Origin of the sequence: Enterococcus sp. PF1-24 (assembly GCF_029893325.1) — a bacterium.
In the GTDB taxonomy this organism is placed as follows: Bacteria; Bacillota; Bacilli; order Lactobacillales; family Enterococcaceae; genus HY326.
The window spans coordinates 32,722-57,854 of sequence record NZ_JARXWL010000011.1 but is presented as its reverse complement, the minus strand read 5'-3'; the positions used below and the strand labels follow the sequence as shown (position 1 = coordinate 57,854).

The 25,133-nt window shown below is 35.9% G+C and carries 23 protein-coding genes; 13 read left to right on the top strand and 10 right to left on the bottom strand.

The genetic code is table 11. The annotated features are described in order from the left end of the window. Positions 1-98: 98 nt before the first annotated feature. The 5 genes from gyrB to dnaA all read right to left on the bottom strand — a co-directional run bounded on the left by gyrB (position 99) and on the right by dnaA (position 6,559). Positions 99-2,048, bottom strand: coding sequence for a DNA topoisomerase (ATP-hydrolyzing) subunit B (gene gyrB, locus M2139_RS06740; protein WP_280738031.1), 1,950 nt, complete (start codon positions 2,046-2,048; stop codon positions 99-101). A 100-nt stretch (positions 2,049-2,148) separates the two neighbouring features. Next, positions 2,149-3,270, bottom strand: a complete 1,122-nt coding sequence (gene recF / locus M2139_RS06735) for a DNA replication/repair protein RecF (protein ID WP_280738032.1) — start codon at positions 3,268-3,270, stop codon at positions 2,149-2,151. After that, positions 3,257-3,499 (bottom strand): S4 domain-containing protein YaaA, encoded by a 243-nt coding sequence (gene yaaA, locus M2139_RS06730; protein ID WP_280738033.1) that lies wholly within the window; start codon positions 3,497-3,499, stop codon positions 3,257-3,259. Before yaaA ends, recF begins: the two co-directional genes overlap by 14 nt. 325 nt (positions 3,500-3,824) lie before the next feature. After that, positions 3,825-4,955: a DNA polymerase III subunit beta gene (gene dnaN, locus M2139_RS06725; protein WP_280738035.1), complete on the bottom strand. Its 1,131-nt coding sequence runs from the start codon at positions 4,953-4,955 to the stop codon at positions 3,825-3,827. A 254-nt stretch (positions 4,956-5,209) separates the two neighbouring features. After that, positions 5,210-6,559, bottom strand: a complete 1,350-nt coding sequence (dnaA, locus tag M2139_RS06720; protein WP_280738036.1) for a chromosomal replication initiator protein DnaA — start codon at positions 6,557-6,559, stop codon at positions 5,210-5,212. A gap of 741 nt (positions 6,560-7,300) precedes the next feature. On the opposite strand from dnaA, the gene rpmH reads away from it, so the two are divergent. The 11 genes from rpmH to rhaM all read left to right on the top strand — a co-directional run bounded on the left by rpmH (position 7,301) and on the right by rhaM (position 16,706). Beyond that, complete coding sequence (gene rpmH / locus M2139_RS06715; RefSeq protein ID WP_010766794.1) at positions 7,301-7,435, top strand: 50S ribosomal protein L34; 135 nt, start codon at positions 7,301-7,303, stop codon at positions 7,433-7,435. 488 nt (positions 7,436-7,923) lie between these two features. After that, a complete protein-coding gene (rnpA, locus tag M2139_RS06710; RefSeq protein ID WP_280738037.1) occupies positions 7,924-8,265 on the top strand; it encodes a ribonuclease P protein component in 342 nt (113 codons plus the stop codon). 155 nt (positions 8,266-8,420) lie between these two features. Further along, entirely contained in the window at positions 8,421-9,218 is a 798-nt protein-coding gene (locus M2139_RS06705; protein ID WP_280738088.1) for a YidC/Oxa1 family membrane protein insertase, read from the top strand. Positions 9,219-9,276: 58 nt separating this feature from the next. Beyond that, positions 9,277-10,032 carry an RNA-binding cell elongation regulator Jag/EloR gene (gene jag, locus M2139_RS06700; RefSeq protein ID WP_280738038.1) on the top strand — a complete coding sequence of 252 codons (756 nt, stop codon included), beginning with the start codon at positions 9,277-9,279 and terminating at the stop codon, positions 10,030-10,032. Positions 10,033-10,262: 230 nt separating this feature from the next. Continuing rightward, the gene (locus M2139_RS06695) at positions 10,263-11,369 is read left to right on the top strand and encodes a glycoside hydrolase family 88 protein (RefSeq protein ID WP_280738039.1); all 1,107 of its coding nucleotides are present in this window, start codon (positions 10,263-10,265) and stop codon (positions 11,367-11,369) included. A gap of 70 nt (positions 11,370-11,439) precedes the next feature. Further along, a complete protein-coding gene (locus tag M2139_RS06690) occupies positions 11,440-12,447 on the top strand; it encodes a TRAP transporter substrate-binding protein (RefSeq protein WP_280738040.1) in 1,008 nt (335 codons plus the stop codon). Positions 12,448-12,523: 76 nt separating this feature from the next. Continuing rightward, a complete protein-coding gene (locus M2139_RS06685) occupies positions 12,524-13,060 on the top strand; it encodes a TRAP transporter small permease (RefSeq protein ID WP_280738041.1) in 537 nt (178 codons plus the stop codon). Positions 13,061-13,063: 3 nt separating this feature from the next. Then, on the top strand, positions 13,064-14,359 hold the full coding sequence (locus M2139_RS06680; RefSeq protein ID WP_280738042.1) for a TRAP transporter large permease: 1,296 nt from the start codon (positions 13,064-13,066) through the stop codon (positions 14,357-14,359). Between the two features lie 8 nt (positions 14,360-14,367). Next, positions 14,368-15,192, top strand: coding sequence for a sugar phosphate isomerase/epimerase family protein (locus tag M2139_RS06675; RefSeq protein WP_280738043.1), 825 nt, complete (start codon positions 14,368-14,370; stop codon positions 15,190-15,192). 330 nt (positions 15,193-15,522) lie between these two features. Further along, on the top strand, positions 15,523-16,377 hold the full coding sequence (locus M2139_RS06670) for an AraC family transcriptional regulator (RefSeq protein ID WP_280738089.1): 855 nt from the start codon (positions 15,523-15,525) through the stop codon (positions 16,375-16,377). 17 nt (positions 16,378-16,394) lie between these two features. After that, a complete protein-coding gene (gene rhaM, locus M2139_RS06665; RefSeq protein ID WP_280738044.1) occupies positions 16,395-16,706 on the top strand; it encodes an L-rhamnose mutarotase in 312 nt (103 codons plus the stop codon). A gap of 68 nt (positions 16,707-16,774) precedes the next feature. Here rhaM and fucO read toward each other — a convergent pair whose 3' ends face one another. From fucO to rhaB, 4 genes are all read right to left on the bottom strand, one after another. Then, complete coding sequence (fucO, locus tag M2139_RS06660) at positions 16,775-17,926, bottom strand: lactaldehyde reductase (protein WP_280738045.1); 1,152 nt, start codon at positions 17,924-17,926, stop codon at positions 16,775-16,777. Positions 17,927-18,027: 101 nt separating this feature from the next. After that, positions 18,028-18,849, bottom strand: a complete 822-nt coding sequence (gene rhaD, locus M2139_RS06655) for a rhamnulose-1-phosphate aldolase (protein WP_280738046.1) — start codon at positions 18,847-18,849, stop codon at positions 18,028-18,030. Positions 18,850-18,925: 76 nt separating this feature from the next. After that, entirely contained in the window at positions 18,926-20,182 is a 1,257-nt protein-coding gene (gene rhaA / locus M2139_RS06650) for an L-rhamnose isomerase (RefSeq protein ID WP_280738047.1), read from the bottom strand. 1 nt (position 20,183) lies between these two features. Continuing rightward, positions 20,184-21,644 (bottom strand): rhamnulokinase, encoded by a 1,461-nt coding sequence (rhaB, locus tag M2139_RS06645; RefSeq protein WP_280738048.1) that lies wholly within the window; start codon positions 21,642-21,644, stop codon positions 20,184-20,186. 151 nt (positions 21,645-21,795) lie between these two features. On the opposite strand from rhaB, the gene M2139_RS06640 reads away from it, so the two are divergent. Next, entirely contained in the window at positions 21,796-22,680 is an 885-nt protein-coding gene (locus M2139_RS06640) for an AraC family transcriptional regulator (protein WP_280738049.1), read from the top strand. A gap of 203 nt (positions 22,681-22,883) precedes the next feature. On the opposite strand, the gene M2139_RS06635 is transcribed toward M2139_RS06640, so the two are convergent. Continuing rightward, positions 22,884-23,177 (bottom strand): heavy metal-binding domain-containing protein, encoded by a 294-nt coding sequence (locus M2139_RS06635; RefSeq protein WP_280738050.1) that lies wholly within the window; start codon positions 23,175-23,177, stop codon positions 22,884-22,886. 397 nt (positions 23,178-23,574) lie between these two features. Here M2139_RS06635 and mnmE point away from each other — a divergent pair, with 397 nt between their 5' ends. Then, positions 23,575-24,972: a tRNA uridine-5-carboxymethylaminomethyl(34) synthesis GTPase MnmE gene (gene mnmE, locus M2139_RS06630; protein ID WP_280738051.1), complete on the top strand. Its 1,398-nt coding sequence runs from the start codon at positions 23,575-23,577 to the stop codon at positions 24,970-24,972. The last annotated feature ends 161 nt before the right edge of the window (positions 24,973-25,133 follow it).

Below are 25,133 nucleotides of genomic sequence, written 5' to 3'. Positions count from 1 at the left end.
AGTAATAATTTTTCAAAGAAAAATTAGTTTGATTCTCATGCCGTATACCATTCAACTAGCTTGTTACTTGGTAAGTTGAACTGGCATCCTCTTTCGTATTAAATATCTAAGTTTTTCACGTAGTGGGCGTTTTCTTCGATGAAAGCGCGACGTGGTTCTACTTTGTCACCCATTAACATATCGAAAATTTTATCGGCTTCAATGGCATCGTCCACACTTACCCGCAACATCATGCGATTTTCAGGGTCCATCGTAGTTTCCCACAATTGATGGTCATCCATTTCCCCTAAACCTTTATAACGCTGCACGCTTGGTTTTGGTGTTGCTGGTAAATCTTCAATTGTTTTTTGTAAAACTTCTTCAGCATTTTTACCTGGCTGAATATAAGTGATTTTTTTCCCTTGTTTTACCCCGTACAATGGCGGTTGGGCAATATAAACATAGCCAGCTTCCACAATTGGACGCATATAACGATAAAAAAGAGTTAACAATAATGTTCGAATGTGAGCACCATCTACATCGGCATCGGTCATGATAACTAATTTATGATAACGAGCTTTTGAAACATCAAAATCAGCACCAAAACCAGTTCCCATTGCTGTAAATAGTGAACGAATTTCTTCATTAGCTAAAATTTTATCCATACTGGCTTTTTCAACGTTTAAAATTTTACCACGAATTGGTAAAATCGCTTGAAATTCCCGGCTTCGACCTTGTTTAGCAGAACCGCCGGCAGAATCTCCTTCGACGATAAATAATTCGCATTTTTCAGGGACATTACTTGAACAATCAGCTAATTTCCCTGGCAAGCTACTAATTTCTAGCGCCCCTTTACGACGGGTTACTTCCCGTGCTCTTTTGGCAGCTAAACGAGCTTTTGAAGCTAGTAAACCTTTTTCGACAATTTTACGGCCGACATTAGGATTTTCCATTAAGAATTTGCTGAAATGTTCAGAGAATAAGCGGTCGGTAACCGTCCGAACTTCAGAGTTACCTAACTTCGTTTTGGTTTGTCCTTCAAACTGTGGTTCTGGATGTTTGATAGAAATAACAGCGGTTAAACCTTCACGCACATCTTCACCTGTTAAGTTTTCGTCATTATCCTTCATTATTTTTTGCTTACGAGCATAATCATTAATTACTCGAGTCAATGAAGTTTTCAAACCTGATTCGTGAGAACCACCTTCATAAGTGTGAATGTTGTTGGCAAAACTCAACAAATTGCTTTGGTAACCATCTGTATATTGTAAGGAAACTTCTACAACGATATCTTGCATTTCCCCTTCAACATAAATTGGTTCATCAAACAGTACTTCTTTGGTTTCGTTCAAATGCTCAACGTAACTCTTAATACCGCCCTCATAATAATATTCTTTTAAAGTTTCTTCGGCTGCTCGTTTATCTTCAATTGAAATTTTCAAACCACGATTCAAGAAAGCTAATTCCCGAATTCTAGTTGCTAATTTATCAAAGTTAAATTCAGTTGTTTCAGTAAAAATTTCTGGGTCAGGAATAAAATGGACGGTTGTACCGTGGCGTTCTGTCGTTTCAATAACTTTTAAATCAGCGACGACTGCCCCTTGTTTAAATTCTTGATAATAAACGTTGCCATCTTTATAAACCTTAACATCTAATTGTTTTGATAAGGCATTTACTACGGAAGAACCTACCCCGTGCAAACCACCAGAAACTTTATATCCGCCACCGCCAAATTTACCACCGGCATGCAAGACAGTAAAAACAGTTTCCACGGCTGGACGACCAGTTTTTTCTTGAATCCCCACTGGAATCCCCCGACCATCATCAATTACCGTAATACTGTTATCTTTTTCAATCACCACTTGAATGGTTGTGGCGAAACCGGCTAAGGCCTCATCAATTGAATTATCGACAATTTCCCATACTAAATGGTGTAGCCCTTCTGAACTGGTAGAACCAATATACATCCCAGGCCGTTTACGAACTGCTTCCAGACCTTCTAATACTTGAATCTGACTGGCATCATATTCTTTAGCACGTTCTTTTAAAGTTTTTTCTTCTGCTGTCATTCAGACACTTCCTTTCATCTATCAAAATTGCTATCTATCTCTTCAATCAATCAGTTACTTGTTATAAAACAAGCACTCATTTAATCATAAAAAGCTTATTTTACGCTGAGTCAGCGCTAACTCGCCCTTGCTGCACATGAAAAATTTGCGGCGTAACCGTCATTTTATTTTTCAAATGCTCCAAGGTGGTGGTGGTTAAAAAAGTCTGAACCTTGCCTTCAATCGTCTCTAATAAATGCAGCTGACGACTATCGTCCAACTCACTCATGACATCATCTAATAAAAGAATCGGATATTCACCGGTTTCTTCCTTCATTAAATCAATTTCGGCTAGCTTAACACTTAAGGCGGTGGTGCGCTGCTGCCCTTGAGAACCAAAAGCCTGAACATTTTGCTGATTAATCAAAAAAGTCAAATCATCCCGATGAGGACCAATAAAAGTGTTGCCTTTAAACAATTCCCGTTTGCGATTAGCCATTAATTCACTAAGCAATAACTGCTGTAAATCAGCCTTACTCATAGTTAAATCAATTTTTAAACTACTTTCATAAGCAATTTCCAGCACTTCTTTTTGGTTGCTGATTTTTTGATGAATTTGATTGGCAAATTTTTCTAAGCGCTGCAGAAAATGCTGGCGTTCATAAAGAATTTCCCCCCCAAATTCCGCCAGTTGTTCGCTTAAAATATCTAAATAAACTTCATCCGTCTGCTTTTTTTCTTGCAGTTGTTTTAAATATTGATTGCGCTGTTTCAAGACGTTTTGATATTGCACTAAATCGTGGAGATAAATCGGATTGATTTGCCCTAGCTCCATATCAATAAATTTGCGGCGCAATTGCGGACTGCCTTTCACTAAGCTTAAATCTTCTGGCGCAAACAAAATCACATTCATTTGCCCCACATAAGCACTGAGTTTTTTTTGCTCAATATGATTAATTTTGGTTTTGCGACCTTTTTTCGTTAATTGCAGCTCAATTGGAATCGTGCTTTGCTGTCGTTGCAGCTCCCCTTGAATTAAAGCATAGTCTTTTTGCCATGCTACCAATTCTTGTTCATTGGAGCTACGATGGCTGCGAGTCATAGCTAACACATAAATGCTCTCTAGCAAATTGGTTTTCCCTTGGGCATTATCCCCTAAAAAAATCGTCAAATTCCCTTCAAAATTCAAACTAACCTCTTGATAGTTACGAAATTGTTTTAAAGTTAATTTATTCAGCCTCATCAGTTGTAGTTTCCTTTTTTACCATAAAAAAAGTACCTTCATCAGGTATCTCGACAACTGTGTCAGCATATAATTTGCGTCCACGACGATTTTCCAACTCACCATCAACAAAAACGGCTTTTTCAGCTAAAAACCATTTAGCCTGACCACCGCTAGAAATCGCATTGATTTCTTTCAGCAACTGACCTAAAGTCATATAGTCAGTTTTTAGATAAATTGAACGTTTCATACCATCCCTCATGTCTAGCCATTGAAGCCAATCCCCTGAAATCAGGCTTTCCACCACTTACTTTTGTTTGCAAGTTTTAGTTGCTTCTTTTAGCTTTTCTATTTTCAATATCTCATCTTTTATTATACCCATTTTTTAAGCAGAAAACAAATTTATTCGCATATAATTGCTTTTTAAGCAGATTTAAGCAAAATAAATAGTTTCTAACCAAACATCAAAAAAAGCCTTAAAATTGAATTTAAGGCTTTTTAACAAATTTAATTTGATTTCGACTATTTTTCAAAAATTTTCATTTTATTGAAAAATAGCAGGGAGTTCTTTTTTATTAGCGGGTTCTAACTGGCGTAATCAATTGAATAAATTGCGCATCATTTTCCACCGGCTCTAAAATAAACGGCCGCACAGAAGAAACGAATTTAACCACAATATCAATGCCACCAAAAGCTCGCAACGCTTCTTTCATATAATCAGGGTTGAAAGAAATTTCAATCGCTTCCCCAGTAATTGATTCAAAGTTTAAATCTTCTTCCACTTTACCAATTTCTGGTGAGTTACCGTAAAGCACCACGCTGTCTTCTTTAACAGATAAGCGAACAATGTTGTTACGGCCTTCATGAGAAAGCAAAGATGCCCGTTCAATCGCTGACAATAACATCGGCACTGAAAATTCAATTTCCGTATTAAAGCTAGTTGGTATCAATGGGTTAGTATCAGGGTAATTGCCCTCTAACAAGCGAGAGTAGAAATACATTTTAGCAGTTCTAAACAACACTTGATTTTCCATAATACTAATTTCAACTAATTCTTCTTCATCTGTTAAAGAACGAGAAAGTTCAATTAAAGTTTTGCCAGGGATAACAATATCAATTTCTTGTACTTCTTGGGTAATCGGAATTTGACGTTGACTTAAACGATGAGAGTCCGTCGCTACCGCTGTTAAAATATGATCTTTCAAAATAAAATGCACCCCAGTTAAAATTGGGCGATTTTCTTGAGCAGAAACCGAGAAAACTGTTTCTTTAATAATTTGATTTAAGCTGTGAACAGGTAATTCAAATTGACTGTTAGTTTCAATAATCGGTAATAACGGATAATTAGCAGCATCTAAACCATTAATTAAAAAGTTAGCTTTACCTGAAACAATGTTAACTTGATGATTTTCCATTACTTCTAGTGAAAAATGATCTTCAGGTAATTTACGAATAATATCATTGAAGAAACGGGCTTGCACGACAATCGTTCCGGGTGATTCCACTTGTAAATCAGCATCGGCATCATCTAAAGGTAAAATCGTTTCAATCGAGATATCGCCATTGCTCCCAGTTAGATTTAAGCCTTCACTATTTAATTCAATTTTTAAACCCGTTAAAATCGGAATCGTTGTTTTAGCTGCAATCGCTCTTTGAACCGTTTGTAACTCTTGCATAAAAATATTTCTAGAAATAGAAAACTTCATTGTGAAAACACTCCTTTAAAGTAAGTCCGTTAGACTGATAATTTTTAAGAAAAAAGATTAAATATCAAAGGCGGAGCCCTTAATATTTTATATTATATAAATAGAATAAGTAGTAGGGCCTGTTAGTTCTGTGGAAAAGTAGAAAAAGACTAACAGATCAAGAAAAAAACACTGTGGATAACTTGTGGATAAAAGTAGCATAACTTCTCCTAGTTATCCACAAGGCTATTTTCTAACAAAATGACTGCCTACTCTTAGTGCAAAAGAAAATTCTTCAATTCAGCGATATCTTTTTGTAAAGCCGTATCGGTTTTTAAGAGTTGAATAATTTTTTCGTGAGCATGAATCACTGTAGTGTGATCTTTGCCCCCAAATTCAGCCCCAATCTTCGGTAAAGAGTTATCCGTCAGCTCTCTTGAAAGGTACATGGCGATTTGACGGGGCACGACAATGCTTTTCACACGTTTTTTGCCTTTTAAATCTTTTACTTGAATATGGTAATAGTTAGCGACTTCTTCTTGAATTTTTAAAATAGACAGTTGTTGGCTACCACCACCGCCAGATTTTAAAGATTTCAAAGCATCAGCGGCTAAACTAGTGGTAATATCGGCATTGGTCATGGCTGAAAAAGCTTGAACCCGCACCAGTGCGCCTTCTAATTCGCGAATATTTGAATCAATTTGACCGGCGATATAACTTAAAGTGTCATCAGGAATTTCTAACTGATCAGCTTCCGCCCGTTTTCGTAAAATCGCTGTCCGGGTTTCTAAATCCGGTGGCGTAATATCAACAGATAAGCCCCAAATAAAGCGAGAAACTAAACGTTCTTCCAATTCAGGAATTTCATTTGGCAAACGATCACTTGTTAAAACAATCTGCTTTTGATTATCGTATAAAGCATTAAATGTATGGAAAAATTCTTCTTGTGTAGAGACTTTTCCAGCAAAAAATTGAATATCATCTACTAATAATAAGTCAACATTCCGATATTCTTCACGAAATTGATTCATTTCTTTTTTCTGAATGGCATTGACTAAATCGTTAGTAAAGCCTTCACTATTTACGTATTTAATTTTTGCATTAGGATATTTAGTTAACATTTGATGACCAATCGCATGCATCAAATGGGTTTTCCCTAAACCAACGCCCCCATAAAAGAAGAGCGGGTTATACATGATACCAGGATCTTCCGCAACTACTAACGCCGCCGCATGAGCCATCTGATTGCCTTTTCCCACCACAAATTTATCAAAAGTATATTTAGAGTTTAATAAAGCATTTTGGGTAATAATCTTTTGTTGCTCTGGGGATTCTTCGACTTTAGCTGTTGTATCTTCCGTTTTAGTTTCTTCCCCGGAAACTAAAAAAATCGGATTAATTTCTTGGCCAACTAAGCGAAAACTCGTTTCAATAATCTTAGAGACTAAGCTTTTTTCCCAGTAATCTCGATGGACACGACTAGGCAGCTCAATAACTAGCTCATTTTTATCTGTATCAAGAGCTAGGGGCTTGGCTTGCGCAATCCAAGTATCATAACTGGTTTTACTTAAAGCTACTTTATAAACAGCTTGAAGCTCCTCCCACAAACTTTCCAATGTAATCATTTATTTTTCTCCTTGTTCTTTCTAAAGTAATCTTGATTTTCACGCCGTCGACCCTTATTTATCAAAATTATCAGTCGAAATGAGTATGTACAGAAAATCCCTTTGATTAAAGGTCATAACTAACTTTTTCATATGTAAAAAAACAGGTACTTATAATTTAGCATGTTTTGCAAAAGTTTTCCACAGAAAATCAGAAAAAGAACAAAAGATTTAAAACTTATCCACAAAAAGAAATGAATGTGAATAAAGCAATTCACAAACAGGAAAAACTTTTTCCACAAAGGGTGCTTATTTTGTGGATGAATTGACTTTTACAGAAGTATTTTAACAAGTCAAGTGGATAAATAGGCTGAATATAGCAAGGTTTTTGCGACTTGTTCACACTCTGTGGAAAACTTGTTAATAACTAATTTTTTCTGGGGATATTTTCAGATAAACTGAAATTTATAAAAAAATTCGCAAAAAGTTATCCTAGTTTTATCCACAAGTTATTAACAGACTGGGGATAAGTTTAATTGGAGAAAAATGTTTAAGTTATTTACTACTATATAGTATGTTTATTTTTAAGTGTTCAAATAAAATTTGAAAGAAAACAACTAAAAAGCAATGCTTTATCAAAGCATAAGCAACATTTATTTTCCTATAATAACGATTTTCTTATTGACAAATTCATTGATAGGTTTGTATAATGACAAGGTATGTCTGTAATGATAGATAGATTTTGTCATGGAGGTGGAATAAATGAAAAGAACATACCAACCAAATAAACGTAAACGTCAAAAAGTTCACGGTTTCCGCAAACGCATGAGCACAAAAAATGGTCGTCGCGTTTTAGCTAGCCGTCGCCTTAAAGGAAGAAAAGTTCTTTCAGCTTAAGCCACTGATTTCAGTGGTTTTTTTTGTATGTTGAGATGGACAAAATAATTTTTACTTACCAAAGCCAAAACCAACCGTATTTTTCTCGATTTTTTAGATAAATATAAATAAAAATATGGTATGATAATAAAAAAAGCGCAGTGAGCTTGGTCAACTTCCGAGTAAAGTGCAAAAATAAATTATAGCGGTGTTTTATACCGCGAATTTCTTTTTCACTTTATCGAGAGAAGTTAGCTCATGGAGCTAGATTGTGAAAAAAGCGGAAAGCGTTCGCTCTGCACCCGAGTAAAGTGCAAAAGAAAATATTAGCGGTGTTTTTAACCGCGGATTTTCTTTTCACTTTACCGAGTGGTGCAAACGCATGGAGCTAGATTACAAAAAAAGCGCAGCCCGCTCGTTCAACTTCCGAGCACAGTCAAAGAAACATTTTCAAGCGCTTTTCACAAAGCACCAAAAGTATGGTTATTCAATAGAAACGAAGGGAACTTATGAAAAAAGCTTATCGTGTAAAAAAGGAACAAGAATTTCAAAAAGTTTTTCAACAAGGTCGTTCCTGTGCGAATCGTAATTTTGTCGTTTATACCATTGATAAGCCAAAGAATCAGCATTTTCGTGTGGGATTGTCAGTGGGCAAAAAAATTGGCAATGCCGTTGAGCGAAATCGTGTAAAACGTCAAATTCGTGCAGTAATTTTTGAAATGAAGGATCAGATTAAAGAAAATCAGGATTTTATCGTGATTGCGCGGCCGACTGCCAGTCAATTAAGCGCCCCTGAAATGAAAAAAAATCTGACTCATGTTCTAAATTTAGCGCAACTAATAAAAAAATAATCTCAACTGAAAAGTTGAATTTTTTAGAAAATAATATCGGAAAAGAGCAGTGAAGGAGAGCTTTTCAATTGTTAGGAAGGTTCACTAAACCTTTACCGCTTATCGTATGTAGGGGAGAAATTGAATTGAATAAAAAATACAAACGCTATCTTTTAATGTTTAGTATGCTGAGTTTAGTTGTTGTTTTATCAGCCTGTGGTACTGGTGAAGTAACGCAAAGTAGTACCGGTTTTTGGGATCGTTACATTGTTTATTACTTTGGTGAAGCCATTAAAGCTTTATCTTTTGGTAATATGGGTGTGGGGATCATCTTGTTCACGATTGTGGTTAAAGTTATTTTAATGCCATTAAGTCATTTCCAAACGCAAACTAGCCGGCGGATGCAAGAAATTCAACCGCAATTAAAAGAATTGCAAACGAAATATGCAGCTACTGATGCGAATACTAGAGCAAAATTAGTTGAAGGTCAACAAAAATTATATGCCGACAACAATGTTAAAATGATGTGGATGTGGATTCCGTTAATTGCCCAAATGCCAATTTTAATGGCTTTATGGCAAGCTATTTCACGAGTACCAGAGTTAAAAGAAGGTCAATTTTTATGGTTAAACTTAAGCCTTCCGGACCCTTATTTCATTTTACCAGTGTTAGCAGCGGTCTTTACTTTTGCCAGTACTTATTTATCAAGCATGAGTCAGGCGAATAGTGGGGGAGCTACCAGAATCATGAACTTTGTGATGCCAGTCATGATTTTTGCAATGGCTGTCAATGCAGCAAGTGGTTTGTCATTATACTGGGTAGTTTCAAATGGTTTCCAAGTGGTGCAAACTTTATTGATTAACAATCCATTCAAAATCCGCAGAGAGCGGGAAGCAATTGCCCAAGCTGAAAAAGAACGTCAAAAAGCTTTACAAAAAGCGATGAATCCGAAGAAAAAACGTAATAAGAGATAAGTTTTAAAGGACTGAATTAAAGCGTAAGCTTTTTACAAATAATGGGAGGGTTTTTCTGATGACAATTTTTGAGGGAAATACAGTTGAAGAAGCGATTCAAACCGGTTTAAAACAACTGGGCATCAGTCGCGATGCTGCTGAAATCAAAGTGATTGAAGAAGCAAAAAAAGGATTTTTAGGCTTGGGTAAAAAAAATGCTCAAGTCAGCATTGATAAAAAAGCGGTAGCTGAACAACCAACCGTTGCGGAAGAAACAGTTGCCAGCAGTGTTGAAGTGAAAGCAGTTACACCACTACAAGCAGCTAGCAATGTAGCTGAAACTAGTGAAGCTAAAGTTTTAGAAGACCTTGACGATGAAGCTGCTTTAACCGAATTAGCTCTTTATTTAACGAATATTTCTAAAGAATTAGGGGCGCCAGCTTTAGTCAGAATGTCACGGGATAACAGCTTAATCACGATGCACTTAGATAGTGATAAACAAGGCTTGTTAATCGGTAAACACGGCAAAGTTTTAAATGCCTTGCAATATTTAGCACAAGTTTTTGTTCATCGAGCTGCTGCTAATAAAATTTCTGTGGTGGTTAATGTCGGTGATTACCGTGAAAAACGCCAAGTCATCTTAGAACGTTTGGCCGAAAGAACCGCTGAAAAAGTCAAACAAACACGACGACCAGTTTTCTTAGAACCAATGCCAGCTTTTGAAAGAAAACAAATCCATTCTGTTTTAAGCCATAAAGACTACGTTCAAACCCACTCAGAAGGGGAAGAACCTTACCGCTATTTAGTCGTTGAACCTGTTAGAAAACTTTATTAAAAAGAAAAGCTGTCTGTCAAATTTTTGGCAGACAGTTTTTTTATTTTTTGAATAAAATAGTTGTCATTTTGAAAATCATTTGCATAATAGTTTTCTTTTTTTAGGTTTCTTTTTCTAAAATACATCAATTTTTGACAGTTTTTGTTCAATCTTAGTCATTTTTAAAAGACTTTAAACTTGTTATATTTATCACATAGAAATGAAAGCGATTTATAAGATGGAGGGAATATATGATTATTAAAGAAGAAATTTTCGTACCAAAGGAAATAGTCGAAGCTAAAATTGATTTGTTAATTGAAAATTTAACAACAATTAAAGACAATAGCGGAGAATTCTTATTGGATTTTGATGGTTTGAAAGTTGATGATAAGAGCTGGACTATTTGGAATTGGCCACAAGGTGTGGGATTATATGGTATTTATAAAAATTATCAAAATACTAAAAATCCTAATGCTTTAAAAGTAGTTCAAGATTGGTTTAGAGATCGTATGGCAGAAGGTGCACCACCTAAAAATGTAAATACCATGGCACCATTATTAACTATGGCTTACTTATATGAAGATACAAAAGATACACGCTATCTTCCTTACTTAGAACAATGGGCTGAATGGGTGATGCATGATATGCCAAGAACAAATGAAAATGGTCTGCAACATGCCACTTATGGTCCAGCAAATACCAACCAATTGTGGGATGATACGTTGATGATGACGGTGTTACCACTGGCTAAAATCGGAAAACTGCTTAATCGCCCTGAATATCTTGAAGAAGCCCGCTATCAATTTATGATTCACATTAAATATTTGATGGATAAAAAAACTGGTCTTTGGTATCATGGTTGGACTTTTGAAGGGATGCACAATTATGCTGAAGCCTTTTGGGCTCGTGGTAATTGTTGGTTAACAATTGCTATTCCAGAAATTATTGAAATTTTAGAGTTACGGGAAGAAGATAGTTTCCGAAAATTATTAATCGAAACATTGAAAGCGCAAGCAAAAGCTTTAGCTCAGTATCAAGATGAAAGTGGACTATGGCATACATTAATTAATCATCCAGATTCTTATTTAGAATCTTCAGCAGCAGCAGGTTTTGCTTATGGATTACTAAAAGCAGTTCATAAACGCTATTTACCAAAAGAATATAAAGAAATTGCCCATAAAGCAGTGGCTGGTTTATTGCAACAAATTGATGAAAAAGGTGAGGTACAAAACGTTTCTATCGGCACGGGAATGGGAGACAATTTGGATTTTTATCGTAACATCGGAACAACAGCAATGCCTTATGGACAATCATTAACTGTTCTATGTTTAACAGAATTACTAGTTGATTTCTGCTAACAAAATAAATAATTAGCTATTTGGTTGATAGCTATAAGATAAAACGAATAAATATAGAGGAGGAAAAATCATGAAAAAAAGACATCTTATCTCAATTGCTGCGATGTCAATATTAAGTACCAGTCTTTTCACGGCTTGTGGTGGCAGTGAAGCGAAGACTGAAGATAGTGTTGTTTTACGTTTCGCTTATGCAAGTACGAGTCAGCCGGTTATTGATTCGATGAATGAATTTGGCAGGCTAGTAGAAGAAAAAACAGATGGAGCTGTAACAATTGAATACTTTCCTGATGCTCAACTAGGTGGAGAAACCGAGTTGATTGAGCTGACGCAAACAGGAGGAATTGATTTAGCTAAAGTCAGTGGTTCAGCTTTAGAAAGTTTTTCTGGCTATTATTCTATGTTTGGTGTTCCTTATATATTTGATAGTGAAGAGCACTATTTTGAAGTGATGGAAAACTCAGAAATCACTAATGTTATTTATAACTCTACTGAAGAATTAGGCTTTGTCGGTCTGACTTACTATGATTCTGGGCAACGTAGTTTTTACATGACAAGTGGACCAGTTGAAACGTTAGCGGATTTAAAAGGGAAAAAAATTCGAGTAATGCAAAGTGAAACAGCTATTAAAATGGTTGAACTTTTAGGTGGGTCCCCTGTACCAATGGGAAGTGGGGAAGTTTTTACTTCTTTACAATCCAATTTAATTAATGGGGCTGAAAATAATGAATTTGTTTTATATACAGCTGGTCATGGGGCAGTTACTAAATACTATTCTTATGATGAACATACTCGGGTACCAGATATTGTAATCATGAATGATAGTGTAAAAGAACGCTTAACAGACGAGCAATTTGAAGCCTTTTTAGAAGCAGCACAAGAATCAACAGAATACGAAAAACAAGTATTTAAAGCTGCAGTAGAAGAAGAGAAGAAAATTGCCACTGAAAAATATGATGTGGTATACAACGATGTCGATAGCACACCATTCCAAGAAGCAGTTCAACCATTACATGAACAGTTTAAAGAAAGTGAAAAATACGGCGAGCTGTATCAGCAAATCCGAACAATTGCTGAATAAGTACAAAAAGATAAAAAGTTGATTACAGATTCTTAAATTAAGTAAGAATTTTAAGTTATGAAAAAGGAGGATCTTTATGAAAGTAGTAAGAAATACGCTAGATAAACTTTTAGAAATCATTGGCTCAGTGATTTTAACGGTTATGATTTTGACAGTTTTATATCAAGTTTTTTCAAGAACAGTTTTGAATAATCCTAATACGATTACTGAAGAACTTGTCCGTTTTGGTTTAGTTTGGTTATCCATGTTAGCTTCAGCTTATGTTGTTGGTAAACGAAGTCATTTGGCAGTTACTTTATTAAGTGATCATTTAAGTGGATCTAATAAAAGACTTTTAGAAATTATTATTCAAATTTTATTCTTGCTTTTTGCAGGGGTAATCATGATTTTCGGTGGTTGGAAAGCAGTTACTGTTACTATGGGTCAAATTTCCCCGTCACTATCAATTCCTATGGGATATATCTATTTAGCAGTACCAGTATCAGGGGTTATTATGTTCATTTATAGTTTAATCAATTTGATTGAAGGACCAAATGAAGCAGTTCAGGAAGAAGAAGAAGTTGTTGAAATGAAAGAAATGAATATAGAATTTGAAGAAGAAAAGGAAGTGTAATTTATGGCTTTACAAGCAGGTTTAATATTATTTATGGTTTTTGCCATTCTGCTGATTTTAGGTATGCCGATTGCAATTAGTATCGCAGTTTCTTCAATTGCAACGTTACTATTAGTGGTTCCTTTTGATATTGCAGTTTTTACATCTGCGCAAAAGATGGTTTCTAGTTTAAATAGTTTCTCTTTAGTGGCAATTCCTTTCTTCGTTTTATCGGGGATTATCATGAATAGTGGTGGTATTGCTGAGAAGCTAGTAAATTTTGCGATGCTCTTTGTAGGACGTGTCCCTGGTGGTTTAGCTCATACCAATGTTTTAGGTAATGCGCTGTTTGGCTCAATGTCTAGTTCAGCAATTGCTGCTTCTACAGCAATTGGTGGTGTACTAATTCCACAACAAGTTAAAGCAGGTTATGATCGTAAATTTGCAACAGCTGTAAATATTGCGTCAGCTCCTACGGGAATGGTGATTCCCCCTAGTACAGCATTTATTATGTATTCATTAGTTGCTAGTGGTGCCTCAATTTCTTCTTTATTTTTAGGTGGTTATTTAGTAGGCATATTATGGTGTGTGGGAATTATGATTGTAGCTTTTATTCATGCTAAGCGAAATAATTATCGAACAATTAAAGTAACGGAAAAAGGAACAGCATTAAAAATTATCAAAGAAGCATTGCCTAGTGTAATGTTAATCGTGATTATTATTGGTGGTATTTTATCTGGTTTATTTACAGCAATAGAAGCTTCTGCCATTGCTGTTGCATACTCATTAATTATTGCGTTATTCTTTTATAAAACGATAACGATTAAAGATATTCCAAAAATGTTAAGAGATGCAGTTTTAACAACTGGGACGATTGCCTTTTTATTGGCGACTTCTTCTATGATGAGTTTTGCAATGGCCTTTACAGGAATTCCGCAAGCAATTAGTACAGCAATTTTAGGCTTAACGACTAATAAATATTTGATTTTACTATTAGTAAACTTAGTGCTGTTAGTTGTAGGTATGTTTATGGATGTAGGGCCTGCAATTTTAATTTTCACACCAATTTTCTTACCAGTGGTAACCAGTGTTGGTGTTGACCCTGTTCACTTTGGATTGTTTGCTATTATGAATTTATGTGTTGGTTCAATTACACCGCCAGTCGGAACCGGTTTATATGTAGGTGCCAGTGTCGGCAAGGTTAAAGCCGAGCAGATGTTGAAGCCTTTGATTCCTTTCTATTGCACAATCTTAGTCGTACTATTTTTAATAACATATTTCCCACAATTGGTTATGTGGTTGCCTAATTTGGCTGGATAGGAGCTAGTATGTTAAATTTTATGATTCGCGGACACGATTTATCAACGGTAACAGATTTCAATTCTTTAGCAGAAAAAACAGCTGAGCAAGGAATCCATACCATTCAATTAGCTTTAGGATTATCTTTTCCTCAATTACCATCAGAAGCAGAACATTTGAATTGTGGGATGGGAGAACTTGTTAAAAGAACCTTAGCTAAAAATGAGGTTAGTGTTGGTATTTTAAGTTGCTATATTAATATGATTCATCCTGATTTAGCAATTCGTGAAAAATTATTATGTAAATTTGAAAGTTATCTTGAAAATGCCCGTCATTTTGGAGCGACAATGGTAGCTAGTGAAACCGGTTGTGTTTTACCAGAAATTCAGTATACAGAAGATAATTTTAGTGATGCAGCTTTTGCTGAGTTAGTTCAAGTGGTTCAACGCTTAGTCGCAACGGGTGAAAAGGTCGGAATGATGGTGGGAATCGAACCTGGATTGAACCATCCTTTATATTCAATTGAGCGCGTTCAGCAACTGTTGGAAGCAATTCAATCACCATTTTTAGGAATTATTTTAGATCCTAGTAATTTGATAACTAGTCAAAATTATCAAGAGCAAGTGGCGATGGTTCAACAAGCCTTTGAATTATTTGGTGAAAAAATTGTTGCAGTTCATTTAAAAGATTATCGCTTTGTTGATGATAAAATTGAGCCCGTGAACATTGGCGAAGGGTTAATTAATTACCAAGCCATTACTGACATCGTTAAAACTTATAAACCAGGTGCGTTTGTTGTTTTAGAAGAAACCAAAGATGACGGTATCAAGCGAGCATTAGAGCTACTTCAATAAAATAACTACTAAAAATTTCTTTTAGTTAGTCATATAAACTTTGTGTTAAAAAGGAGGTCTGCTTAAGTGGCAGATATCACCCCAAAATTTATCTGTCTTGAAAAATAATTTAAAGATTACAAATTACAACAGTATTGTGAAATAGCAGACCCGCTCTCACAACGAAGATAGTCGGAATTTCTCAAAGGTTAGCAAAGATAAACTTTTTGGGAATTTTCGACTGTTTATGTTATGTTTAAATAAAAATACGATTGTCCGATGTTTATTTCTAATAAGTGGGGAAGAAAAATGACCGATATTCAAGTAAAGAATGTATCACATGTTAATACGATGGTTTCCGATCAATATGAAGTTTATCATGTCAAAGATGTTGTTAGTCAAGAAAAAACATTATACCACTATCATGATTTTTATGAAGTTCATGCTACCTTGGAAGGCGTAGCAACGTTTTATTTGGATGATAAGCAATTTGATATTGAAGCAGGAACGATTCTCTTGATTCATTACAATGACTTACACCGCATTATTAAGCAAAGTACTGATTATTTTGAAAGAGTCTATATCTTTATTACACCTAACTTTTTGGAGAGTTTTTCTACCAAGTGGACAATTTTAGCTGACTGCTTTCAAAGTCAAGGCATAGGTAAGAGTAAAGTATTAAGAGCTAATCCTAAATTATTGAAGGAAAAGCTAGCTTTTGTAGATTCGCAGCCTAATCCAGAAGTTTATGGATCAGATATAAAATATCGTCAAGATATTATTAATTATATGCTTTTTTTAAATGATTTAGTCTTATCAGAAGAAAATGAAAAACAGCCGAAAGTTGTTGTTCAAAATGAACGAATTGAGCAAATGATTCAATATATTTCTGCGCATTTAGCTAATCCTTTAACCTTGGAAGAGATGGAAAAAGTCTTTTTTGTTAGCAAATACTATATTACGCGTGAGTTTAAAAAACATACTGGAATTACTTTTCATCAATTTGTTATGAAAAAGAAGTTGTTGTATGCAAAACAGCTCCTTAAAGAGTACCGCAGTTCCAGTATGGTTTATAGCAAATGTGGGTTTCAGACTTATTCACATTTTTTAAAAGCTTTTAAAAAAGAATTTAGTATGACCCCTAAAGAATTTTTGCGAAAAGAAAATGAGAATCGTAGCATTCATTTTCAACATTTTGAGGACTAACTCAGTAGGAGGGAAAAATGATTAAGAAAGCTTTTCGTATGAAAATTTATCCTGATAGACATGAGGAGTATAAAAAACGCCATGATGAGTTGTGGCCTGAAATGCGGAGTTTACTGAAAAAACATGGAGCAATTAGCTATTCTATTTTTTTAGAACCTAAGACTAGTCAACTTTTTGCATATTTAGAAATTGAAGATGAAGCTTTGTGGACGCAAACGGCAGAAACTGAAGTTAATAAAAAATGGTGGGACTATATGGCGGATATTATGGAAACAAATCCTGATAACTCGCCTGTTAGTATTGAATTATCGCAAGTGTTTGAATTATAAGTTTGAAATAATAAAAGGGGAGTGAAAGCCAGTTATAGCTTTCACTCCCCTTTTCTATTATAAAAAAATTACATTAACGATTGATACAACGCAATAATCTCTGCTAAAGTAGTATCTCTTGGATTACCTGGCGTACACACATCACGTAGCGCATCTTCCGCAATTTGTGGTAGGTCTTCAGCTTTTACACCTAACTCAGAAATGGTTGCTGGGATGCCGACATCTTTACTTAACTCATCAATTGCTTGACAAGCTGCTTCCCGGACGTCTGCTAAGCTCATCGTTTCCGCATTTTCAATACCTAATACGATAGCAATTTCCCGATATTTTTCTCCAGTAAAATCTTTGTTGTATTTCATGACAGTTGGCAATAATGAAGCACAAGCCACACCATGAGGAATGTTATACCAAGCACTTAAAGGATGCGCCATGCCATGAACTAAACCTAATCCGACATTTGAAAAGCCCATACCCGCAATATATTGTGCTAAAGCCATCGCTTCGCGCCCTTCTTGCTCACCATTCACAGAATCTCTTAAGGAACGACCGATAATCTCAATTGCTTTAATATGCAACATATCTGTTAATTCCCAAGCACCTTTCGTGATAAAACCTTCAATCGCATGAGTCATAGCATCCATACCTGTCGCAGCGCACAAAGCTTTCGGCATCCCCATCATCATATCGCTGTCCACAAAAGCTACAATCGGAATATCGTGAGGATCGACACAAACAAACTTCCGATGATTTTCTTCATCAGTAATTACATAGTTAATCGTTACTTCAGCGGCTGTTCCAGAAGTTGTTGGTACCGCTAAAATCGGTAAACAAGGATTTTTAGTAGCAGCTACCCCTTCTAAACTAAGGACATCTGAAAATTCTGGGTTAGTAGCGATAATCCCAATGGCTTTGGCGGTATCAATGGGTGAACCACCACCAATAGCGATAATACAATCAACAGCGGCAGCTTTCACAACAGCCACGCCATCTTTAACGTTTTGAATAGTTGGATTAGGAACAATACCATCATAAATACCGTAAGCAATCCCTGCTTCATCTAACAATGCTGTTACTTTTGTAGCGACTTCAAACTTAATTAAATCTTTGTCAGTAATGACCATTGCTTTTTTGAAACCACGACTTTTAAACTCAGCGGGAATGTTTTCAATTGCTCCTTTACCAAAGTAAGATGTTTCGTTTAAGATCATTCTGTTTGCCATTTTTATTGCCTCCAAATAGTATTTGTGTTGCTTTTCACAAATCATTAGTTAGAAAAGGCGAGAATTGCTCCTTTTCTACTAATGATGATTTGTTACATTTACTAACTTAAATAGCCGGTTCTTGGTTCTACACCAAAAGCAGTCGCTAACTCCCATAATGATTCATCAGTAATTGTTTGACGAACTCCACCTTGTGCGCAAACGTAAGTATAGACTTCCGCAGCTTTTTCAGCGGTTTCAATTAATCCGAAAACTTCATCCATATCTTTACCGGCACCATAAATACCGTGTTGTGGCCATAAAACTAAACGAGTTTCTTTCATTTTTGTAGCAGTGGCTTCACCGATTTCATTAGTACCAGGAACTAACCATGGGATAACAGAAACACCTTCGGGAAAAACAACCAAACATTCTGTACACATTTGCCATAAAGTTCGGGTGAAGGCTTTTTCATCTAAATCATGGGTAAAACTCATTGCTAATAAATGAGTGGCGTGATTGTGCATAATAATGCGGTTTTTAGGATCGACTTCTAAACGAGCAATATGACTCATAAAATGACTTGGCAATTCACTAGTCGGTGTTGCGTTATTTTCTAAACCCCAAAGCAATTGTAAAGTTTTGCCATCTTCTTTAATCCGGACAATGCCGATATTTTCAGCGGGAGATTTTTCAACATTTTTGAAATATTTACCAGAGCCAGTCACTAAAAAGTATTTACCAACTAATTTACTTGCATCAAAAATCATTGAAATTTCTCTAATGACTTTAGTTGGATCTAGAAATGATAAAATTTCTTCTTCTGTTAATAAATACGTGATATTTCCACCATTGCGTTCATCCCAACCAAGACGATATAAATTACTCGTTGTTTCAATTAATTCTTGAACAAATTCGGCTTGTAAAACATTAATTTTTTTCATAAGAAAGCTCCTTTTCAACTTTAATGGAATATTTTGTTTCGGCACTTTTAACTAAAATAGCGACGATAGTAGCTGATTACGCATTTCTGCTAGCTAAAATATTTTTTTCATATTCTTTTACTTCCTTCAACCAATCTAAACCGACTGGCACGTTTTTACTTTCACAGTAGTAATTCCAAACATCAGCAAATGGAAAGTCTTTTAGTTCTTCTGTCATAGCTAAACGCGTTGTTAAATCACCAGCTAATTCGAGCGTTTTTAACTCTTCGGTAGGTTCTAACATCGCTTTTAAAATTGCTTTTTGGGTATTGCGAGTACCGATGACCCAAGCAGCGACACGATTGATTGTGGCATCAAAGAAATCCAAACCAATATGTGTTTTGCCTAATAAGTTATTACGAACTAATTCACGACCAATTTCTTGTAATTCATCATCCATAATAACAACGTGGTCACTATCCCACCGAACAGGTCGACTCACATGTAGTAGCATGCCTTCACAAAATAGTGATAGAGAGGATAATTTATTTGAAATAACTTCCGTTGGGTGGAAGTGACCAGCGTCCATACAAATCAGTTTGTTTCTAGTTAAGCCGTAACCCATATAAAATTCATGTGAGCCAACCGTATAAGCTTCAGCACCAATGCCAAACAATTTACTTTCAACTGCATCTAAAGTGTATTCTTTTGGTAGTTCTTCAGCGAAAATTTCATCTAAAGCTTCCATTAAACGTTGGCGAGGAGCTAAACGATCAATCGGATTATCTTTATAACCATCTGGTACCCAAAAATTATTTACACAAACTTGGCCGGTTTCTTTACCGAAATAAGCAGCGATTTTTCTGGCACGTTTTCCGTGTTCAATCCAAAAATCACGAATTTCTGGATCCGCAGAAGCTAAGGTGAAGCCGTCTTTATACATCGGGTGAGAGAAGAAGGTAGGATTAAAATCTAAACCTAAGCCTTGCTTTTTTGCCCAATGAACCCAGTTTTCAAAATGCTTAGGTTCGAGTTCATTTAAATCAACTTTTTCTTCAGTATCTAAATAAATAGCGTGTAAGTTTAATTTGTGTTTACCAGGGATCATTGCGTAAGCTTTTTCTAAATCTTGCCGTAATTCTTGTGGGGTTGTTGCTGCTCCAGGATAATTACCTGTTACTGATATTCCGCCAGAAAGTTCATCGTCACTTAAAAAACCTTTTACATCATCCCCTTGCCAAACATGCATGGAAATTTTAACGCTATCTAATTTCTTTAAAATAGCATCAGTATCCACATTAATTGCAGCATATTTTTCTTTGGCAGTTAAATATTTTTGTTTAATGGTTGTCATTTTACATAGTACCTCCTAAAAATTTTTTATAACGTGATAATAAATCAGGTTGAATTGATTGTGGTTTGAAAGTCTGACACTCAAAAGAAGCTTTAATTAATTTGCGACCAGCAGCGATAGAGGCGATAGCGCCTGTAGTAACCATTTGAAGAATAATATTACCGATTGCTGTTGCTTCACTTGGACCAGCTTCAACTGTGATGTTTGCAATGTCCGCAGTTAGTTGATTTAATAAATGGTTGTTTGCACCACCACCCACAATATGCAAAGTTTTAATTTGATCTGTTGTACCGGTTAATTTTTCTAACTTTTCTAATTCCAAAGCGTAGCATAATGCTAAATTATCATAGATACAGCGGGCTAATTCAGCTGGTGTTTCAGGGATAATCTGGTTAGTTTTGCGGCAATAATTTTGTATGGCAGTAATCATATTTTTAGGGTTCAAGAAAGTCGAATCATTGACAGCGATAAATTGCTGAAAAGCTGGTATTTTTTCTGCCTGTTCCGCTAACTCTGGATAACTGTATTGATAATCTTGCATACGTGCAACTTCTTGAATGAGCCACATCCCCATGATGTTTTTTAAAAAGCGAATGGTATTATGGGCGCCCCATTCATTTGTATAATTTCCTGAAAAAGCTGCTGAGGAAACATTGGCGACAGTTGTTTCAACTCCTAATAAAGACCAAGTTCCACTGCTGATGTAACCCCAATCAACACTACTATCTCCTGGTGTACCGATAATTGCGGAAGCCGTATCATGACTAGCTACAGTAATAAAAGTGGTTTTAGGTAATTGATAGTTAGCGAATTTTTCAGTTTGTAATTCACCTAGTAATGTTCCTGCTTCTGTTAACGGTGGGAATAACTGGCTATTGATATTGAGTAATTCTAATAAATCAGTATCCCAAGTTTGGCTATTTGCGTTTAACAATTGCATAGTTGAGGCGTTGGTTTTTTCCATTGCCATTTTACCGGTGAAAACATAGCCTAAGTAATCAGGAATTAACAATAATTTGTCGGCTTGTTGAAGCAAGCGAGGGTCTTCCACAAATAATTGAAACAGCGTGTTGAAGGGCTGAATTTGAATCCCTGTTTTTTCATATAAGGTTTGTAAGGGTATTTTTTTGGCAAAATCGCTAACGGCATTTTGCGTACGGGCGTCACGATAAGCAACAGGATCAGCTAAGCGTCTTCCTTGTTTGTCAAGCAAACAATAATCCACTGCCCAAGTGTCAATCCCTACGAAACATTCAGTGATGCCACTCTTTTTAAGCTTTTCTAGACCGACTAAAATCTCTTTAATTAAATAATCAATTTCCCAACGATCACAACCTTGTTCTTGACGGAAGCCGTTTTTGAAGCGATGAATTTCTTCTAAGGTCAATTGTCCGTTGATTAGTTGGCTTTTTATCAAACGGCCACTAGAAGCACCGATATCCACGGCGATATAAGTTTGCATTTTAATTATTCCTTTCACTTTTTTGATATGAAATAAATCGGTTTCATTTTAAATTATTCTTAAAGTTAATTTTATTTTACAGAGTATTTTTAACTTTTTCATCACACGTTTTTGGTGTATAATTGCACTATCTTGATAAAAAGGAGTACCTATGGAATATTGGGAAAATGCAAATCATTCATGGTCGCCAGATTCGACGCGATTCATTTCTACACCTACGCAAAAAAGTCGGGATTTATTTTACTATAGTCAAGAGATTGGCCATTTTAAAGCAAATCAACCATATTTTACAGAGCGAGCAAATCTTCCTTCTTATTTGATGAAATTTACTTTATCAGGTAAAGGTCAGTTAATTTATGAGGAAAAAAGGCATGTGATAACTGCAGGGGACGTTTTCTTTATTGATTGTCAAAATTATCAGCACTATAAAACAGTGAGTGCTGAGCCTTGGGAGATGGATTGGATTCATTTTAACGGGGGGCAGGCGGAAGCATTTTATCAGGAAATTAACAAAAATGGTAACCCTGTTTTTCATACAGATTCAGAAAAAATTTATACGAATCAGATTCATTTGATTATGAATAAATTGCTACAATTGCAAGGGCTGCCTAATGCTAAAACAGAATTTCAAACCTCACTTTTGATTCATGAGCTATTAAATGAGTTGCTGTTACAAAAATATCAAATGGATTTTCAAGATAGTGAAATCCCTGATTATATTTTAGTAGTAAAAGCGATCTTAGATGATGAATTTCGTAAAGGTGTAACCTTGGAAGCTCTGACAAGTCAGTTTCATTTAAATAAATACCAAATTGTTAAAGATTTTTCAAAATATATGGGGATTCCGCCAATCGAGTATCAAATTAATCAAAAAATTTCTTTTGCGAAGGATTTATTACGGTATACGAAAATGTCGATTAAAGAGGTAGCACTAGAAATAGGAATTGAAAATTTTGCCTATTTTAGTCGCCTATTTAAGAAGAAAACCGGTCTCACTCCTAGTGAGTACCGGAAAATTGATGCTGTTCATCATTAAATATAAAGTGCTTAGAAAGGGATTTTTTAAGTCGCTCTTTTCCTTTTCTAATAAACAAAAAAATTCGAGAGTAATCTCGAATTTTTTTGCATCAAAGCATCGCTACTTGTCGTATACTTACTCTGATAAGAATGATTTCTAGTAAAATATACTTGGTTTTATCGCCAATGTCAATTAGATTTCGTTTTATTGAAAAAGTAAAATTAACCAATTGTTGTTTGGGTAAATTGAACAACGGTGCCATAGGCGAAAATGTTAGTAATTGTGCCGTGTTGCTGGTAATCGAAGTGGCAATTAATCACGGCATCACCGCCATATTCCAGAGCTTTCATTTTAAGCTGATGTTTAATTGGCGCCAAAAGGTCATTAAGCTGGTTTTCTTCAGCAAAAAGATCGACATTAATTTGGTCAGTAGCAAAAATTAAATCTCTGACAAGGTATTTACGATTAACATTTCCGGTAGACAGCACGACTTCTTTAATTTGTGTTTCATTCATAACAACAGCACCCCTTTTTTAGATATTTTGATAGTTTAATTTTACCTTTTTATGCTGCTAGTAGCAAAGGATATTGCTCGGGTGCAGACCAAGTCTCTCCGCTTTTTAACTAATCTAGCTGCGTGAGCTAACTCCACTCGATAAAGTGAAAAAGAAATTCGCGGTATAAAACACCGCTATAATTTATTTTTGTACTTTACTCGGGAGTTGACCAAGCTCACTGCGCTTTTTAACTTGAAAATTTTCGTAAAATATGCTAGGCTAGTGCCTGTGAAGAAAGATTATAATTGAATCAAGCAGTCAAAGTGCTTAATTCACCTTTTGCAAAAACAAGGGGTGGAGTAGGCGCTTTTTTGTACATATTTATTGGTTTGAAGAGAAAAAAATGGAGGTTATCATGAACGAAATTACCTTAGAGTTTGATACGATTGCGGCGATTTCCACGCCAGCTGGTGAAGGGGCGATTAGTATCGTGCGCTTAAGTGGCGATCAAGCAGTGGCGATTGCGGATCGCATTTATCAAGCGGGGCAGAAATCTTTACTGAAAGTGGCCAGCCACACGATTCATTATGGGCATATTTATGATGAGCAAAGCCAAGAAGTGATTGATGAAGTGATGATTTCAGTCATGCGGGCGCCGAAAACTTTTACTCGGGAAGATATTGTGGAAATTAATTGTCATGGCGGAATTTTAGTGACCAATAAAGTTTTGCAGCTGGCGTTGCGTTGTGGTGCTCGCTTAGCGGAACCGGGAGAATTTACAAAACGCGCCTTTTTAAACGGGCGCATGGATTTATCGCAAGCCGAAGCCGTGATGGATTTAATTCGGGCGAAAACGGACAAAGCGATGGATGTGGCGGTAAAACAGTTAGATGGGAATTTAACCAAATTAATTCGCCAGTTGCGGCAAACGATTTTAGAAACGTTAGCGCAAGTGGAAGTCAACATTGATTATCCCGAATATGATGATGTGGAAGAAATGACTAGCCAACTTTTATTAGAAAAAGCTCAAATGGTAGCAGGGCAAATTCAGCAATTATTAGCAACTGCCCAACAGGGGAAAATTTTGCGAGAAGGCTTAAGCACTGCCATTATCGGCCGACCAAACGTTGGTAAATCAAGTCTTTTGAATCATTTACTGCAAGAAGATAAAGCAATCGTCACGGAAATTGCCGGAACCACCCGGGATGTGATTGAAGAGTACGTGAATGTTCGTGGTGTACCTTTGAAATTAATTGATACCGCCGGCATTCGTGAAACCGAAGATGTGGTGGAAAAAATCGGCGTGGAGCGCAGCCGCAAAGCTTTAGCGGAATCAGAATTAATTTTATTAGTCTTGAATCAAAATGAAGCTTTAACGACGGAAGACCACGAGTTATTAAAGGCTACCGAAGACTTCAAACGAATAGTTTTATTAAACAAAACCGACTTACCTTGTGTGTTAGATGTAGAGTCTTTAAAAACTGAAGTCGGGGAAAAATTATTATTACCAGTTTCCGTTTTACAAAATCAAGGCTTGGAGCAGTTGGAAACCGCCATTGCGGAACTTTTCTTCGGCGGGCAAATCGGCGAAAAAGATGCAACTTACGTTTCAAATTCCCGCCATATTGCCTTATTAGAAAAAGCCCAACAAGCTTTAGGGGAAGTTGTCAACGGCATCGAAGCTGGCTTACCAGTTGATTTAGTGCAAATGGACATGACTCGCTGCTGGGATTACCTAGGCGAAATCATCGGCGACAGCGTCCAAGACGAACTAATCACCCAACTATTCAGCCAATTCTGCTTGGGCAAATAAAAAGCGGAACAAGCTCGTTCAACTCTCGAGCAAAATGCAGAATCAAATTATAGTGGCGTTTTTTGCCACGAATTTTATTCTCATTTAGATTAAATAAAAAACAGAAATCATCTGAAATATTTTTTTCAAAATTACCAGTATATTTTCATCAATCAAAAGGA

Bases quoted from the DNA above. Each gene is read 5' to 3' on its own strand.
- fucO (WP_280738045.1), bottom strand. From the start codon at position 17,926: ATGGCAAACAGAATGATCTTAAACGAAACATCTTACTTTGGTAAAGGA.
- recF (WP_280738032.1), bottom strand. From the start codon at position 3,270: ATGAGGCTGAATAAATTAACTTTAAAACAATTTCGTAACTATCAAGAG.
- jag (WP_280738038.1), top strand. From the start codon at position 9,277: ATGACAATTTTTGAGGGAAATACAGTTGAAGAAGCGATTCAAACCGGT.
- mnmE (WP_280738051.1), top strand. From the start codon at position 23,575: ATGAACGAAATTACCTTAGAGTTTGATACGATTGCGGCGATTTCCACG.
- rnpA (WP_280738037.1), top strand. From the start codon at position 7,924: ATGAAAAAAGCTTATCGTGTAAAAAAGGAACAAGAATTTCAAAAAGTT.
- M2139_RS06695 (WP_280738039.1), top strand. From the start codon at position 10,263: ATGATTATTAAAGAAGAAATTTTCGTACCAAAGGAAATAGTCGAAGCT.
- rhaD (WP_280738046.1), bottom strand. From the start codon at position 18,849: ATGAAAAAAATTAATGTTTTACAAGCCGAATTTGTTCAAGAATTAATT.
- rhaB (WP_280738048.1), bottom strand. From the start codon at position 21,644: ATGCAAACTTATATCGCCGTGGATATCGGTGCTTCTAGTGGCCGTTTG.
- M2139_RS06705 (WP_280738088.1), top strand. From the start codon at position 8,421: ATGTTTAGTATGCTGAGTTTAGTTGTTGTTTTATCAGCCTGTGGTACT.
- rpmH (WP_010766794.1), top strand. From the start codon at position 7,301: ATGAAAAGAACATACCAACCAAATAAACGTAAACGTCAAAAAGTTCAC.
- M2139_RS06635 (WP_280738050.1), bottom strand. From the start codon at position 23,177: ATGAATGAAACACAAATTAAAGAAGTCGTGCTGTCTACCGGAAATGTT.
- yaaA (WP_280738033.1), bottom strand. From the start codon at position 3,499: ATGAAACGTTCAATTTATCTAAAAACTGACTATATGACTTTAGGTCAG.
- M2139_RS06670 (WP_280738089.1), top strand. From the start codon at position 15,523: ATGGTTTCCGATCAATATGAAGTTTATCATGTCAAAGATGTTGTTAGT.
- gyrB (WP_280738031.1), bottom strand. From the start codon at position 2,048: ATGACAGCAGAAGAAAAAACTTTAAAAGAACGTGCTAAAGAATATGAT.
- dnaA (WP_280738036.1), bottom strand. From the start codon at position 6,559: ATGATTACATTGGAAAGTTTGTGGGAGGAGCTTCAAGCTGTTTATAAA.
- dnaN (WP_280738035.1), bottom strand. From the start codon at position 4,955: ATGAAGTTTTCTATTTCTAGAAATATTTTTATGCAAGAGTTACAAACG.
- M2139_RS06640 (WP_280738049.1), top strand. From the start codon at position 21,796: ATGGAATATTGGGAAAATGCAAATCATTCATGGTCGCCAGATTCGACG.
- M2139_RS06675 (WP_280738043.1), top strand. From the start codon at position 14,368: ATGTTAAATTTTATGATTCGCGGACACGATTTATCAACGGTAACAGAT.
- rhaM (WP_280738044.1), top strand. From the start codon at position 16,395: ATGATTAAGAAAGCTTTTCGTATGAAAATTTATCCTGATAGACATGAG.
- M2139_RS06680 (WP_280738042.1), top strand. From the start codon at position 13,064: ATGGCTTTACAAGCAGGTTTAATATTATTTATGGTTTTTGCCATTCTG.
- rhaA (WP_280738047.1), bottom strand. From the start codon at position 20,182: ATGACAACCATTAAACAAAAATATTTAACTGCCAAAGAAAAATATGCT.
- M2139_RS06690 (WP_280738040.1), top strand. From the start codon at position 11,440: ATGAAAAAAAGACATCTTATCTCAATTGCTGCGATGTCAATATTAAGT.
- M2139_RS06685 (WP_280738041.1), top strand. From the start codon at position 12,524: ATGAAAGTAGTAAGAAATACGCTAGATAAACTTTTAGAAATCATTGGC.